Genomic DNA, 2669 nt, shown 5'->3' with positions numbered 1-2669 from the left:
CATGGCGACCAGTACGGTTGGGTTAGTAGTGAACTTGGAATTCAAACTATGGATAAACTAAGAGAATCACTTAAAGAACTATGAGCATTTAAAAAGTATGCTAACAAATTGTTCAAGAGTGATTCGGCACGCGTGGCATTTTGACTATGCGTTGGTTTTAGTGGTTAAGGTGGTATGCGGAAGCTTCGGTATTGCGCGCCTCACACCTTAACAAGGCGTTAGTTGCCAACGAGGAAAACGCAGCTAAAGCAGAATGTTTAGAGTTAAAATTAGTGTGTTTTTGGTGGCGTTTCGTACTTTAATTTTGAATCGTTCGGGTTTGTGAAAATCGTTCTCAGGTTTCTTTTGTGGTTGGATTTTCTGTTTCAGAAACCGATTTGTTTGTTGAAAGTCAGCTTTCAATATTGTCTTCTCAAAAGATTTTTTTGGTGTTGTTAGTCCGTTTTCTACGGCGTTATCTGTTCCAAGTGGTTTCATTGGCAGGCGCTTTGAAACTACGCCTGATTTGAGTTTTTCAAAGCACGTAAAAACAGTGTAGGCAAAGCGGTAATCAACTCCAAACCTAAGCCTTGGGTTTGGCAACTAACAAAGCATTCAAGAGGGATTCACAACGCTTGGCAATTTTGGTTTGAATCGGCTTTAGTGTTTACGGCACAATGGTTTAGGTTAGGTGGTGGCGTTGTTCACCCCTTAATGCGGCGTTATGTAGCCGCGAGAGGACGGTAAGTTAAAAGGATTTATATATGTTAAATATTCGGCAAGCTCGCATTGAAGATATCAGTGTTATCAAGAAACTACAGTTTCAGCTTAATGAGTATCATCAAGCAAATTTACCTGATGACTTTTTGTCACCGGAAGAAATTGAACAAAAAATAGACCTACACAAGATAATCAAAAGTGAAAGCTCGATTTTTCTGGTAGCCGAAAGCAAAGGGCAGTTAGTAGGTTTTGTTTTTGGTGAGCTATGGGTTCGTAAGTCTTGGACGCTCAAAGAGCGAAAGATCGCAAACGTTGAACAGATTGTAGTGGATTCATGCTTTAGGAGTCAAGGTGTTGGAGTGGCGCTAATAGAGGCATTTGAGGAAAGGGCTATTTCTAACGGCGGAGAAGAGCTGTGGTTAGAAGTATATTCTTTCAATGAATCAGCTCTAGCTTTGTATCGCAAAGCTGGTATTGAGCCCAAGATCCAAATTGGACAGAAAGCACTAACCTGAAAGTCGGCTACATAACAAATTGTTCAAGAGTGATTCGGCACGCGTGGCATTTTTACTATGCGTTAGTTCTAGTGGTTAAGGTGGTATGCGGAAGCTTAGGTATTGCGTGCCTCACACCTTAACAAGGCGTTAGGCTGCACATCGTGTTCATCAGATTTAGAGGACTTATGACGAAAATTCTTGTTGAGAGCTACAATTCTGAAAGGGTTCATAATAAAGAGCTAAAACAATTGCTTTCGAGTGCAGAATTAAATATTGATGTAGCTACGGCTTACCTTACAGATACAAATATGATTGATACAACTAATGGAGTAAAAGTTAGATTGTTGACGTCAGTGTCAAGTGCCGATTTGATTTCTGGAGCCACTAGCTTAGAGGCTTTACGTTGGCTTTTAATGAACAAAGTTAATATTCGGGTTTTACCGAGCTACCCAAAATTTCACGCTAAGGTTTACATATCTGATAAGAGAAAGGCTATTGTATCGTCAGCTAATCTAACTCATAACGGTGTTAATAATAATATCGAAGTTGGGGTAGCACTTGAAGGTGAAACACTTCAAGAACTATGTGATTGGTATGAAACGATTTGGCAACAAGCTTCACCATTAACAATAGATTTACTCGACTCTTTATCTCAGAGTATTGGGGAAATTGAGTCTGAGTTATCACTTGTAAAGCAACAAATGCGGTCGTTGGACAAACGTATTAACTCTCTGATTGATATACCCGCTTCCAAATTGCTCGAGTTAGATAATCGTTCAAGGAAGTTCTTCATATGTAATAGCGACCGAAGAAACGGAACAAGAACTGCTGATGGAGGTTATCTACATGAGGAGCTAATGCTATCTTTGGGTGTTGCTATGGCGTGGGAAAACTTTAGTTATCCTCAACACATGTCTAGAGCAAGTGTTGGTGATGTTGTCTTCTTATTTGCTAAACGCAAAGGCATCATTGCAATAGGACTAGTTACTGAGCCGGTAACTATTGCTGATGGGGTAAGCAAAGAGCGATTCTCAAGTGTTGCAGATACCAGAGAGTGGAGAGTCTCGGTTAATTGGATAACACAGCGCAACAAATCTTTTGCCTACCATCTTGATAATCCTCCACAGTGGACATTCACAGATATATCAGACAGCAAGTATGCAGTGATAAGGAGTGGTGTATTAAATTACTTTTCCGAAGTAGGTTCTGCCTAACAAAGCGTTTAAGACGGATTCCCAACGCTCGGCATTTTCGGCTTACTTTAGGTTAAGTGTTTATGTCACAATGGTTTAGGTAGGGTGGTTAGCGTTGCTCACCACTTAACGCGGCGTTATACGAATAGAGGGAAATTATGTACAAAAGTAATGATTTTAACTTGGATTCAAAAGAGTTCAGGTTTAAGAAAGACTCATATCCTTTGTCTAAGATAAACAATGTTAGGGTTAAAAAGTTAAGTTTTCTTGATAATTTAGG

Annotated in this window: 2 protein-coding genes and 1 pseudogene; all 3 read left to right on the top strand. The window is 39.8% G+C overall.

Going from position 1 to position 2669, the window contains the following annotated elements; translation table 11 throughout:
- Positions 1–84: pseudogene (locus R7Q47_RS23135) on the top strand (HIT family protein); the annotation flags it as partial.
- Between the two features lie 659 nt (positions 85–743).
- Entirely contained in the window at positions 744–1214 is a 471-nt protein-coding gene (locus tag R7Q47_RS23130; protein ID WP_005377057.1) for a GNAT family N-acetyltransferase, read from the top strand.
- A gap of 167 nt (positions 1215–1381) precedes the next feature.
- Complete coding sequence (locus R7Q47_RS23125; RefSeq protein WP_017634300.1) at positions 1382–2410, top strand: phospholipase D family protein; 1029 nt, start codon at positions 1382–1384, stop codon at positions 2408–2410.
- The last annotated feature ends 259 nt before the right edge of the window (positions 2411–2669 follow it).

This window comes from Vibrio sp. Vb0349 (assembly GCF_033338975.1).
The sequence above is the reverse complement of the archived record's forward strand: the minus strand, read 5'-3'. Positions and strand labels throughout refer to the sequence as shown.

Coding starts and splice junctions, on each gene's coding strand:
- R7Q47_RS23130 (WP_005377057.1), top strand. CDS start 744: ATGTTAAATATTCGGCAAGCTCGCATTGAAGATATCAGTGTTATCAAG.
- R7Q47_RS23125 (WP_017634300.1), top strand. CDS start 1,382: ATGACGAAAATTCTTGTTGAGAGCTACAATTCTGAAAGGGTTCATAAT.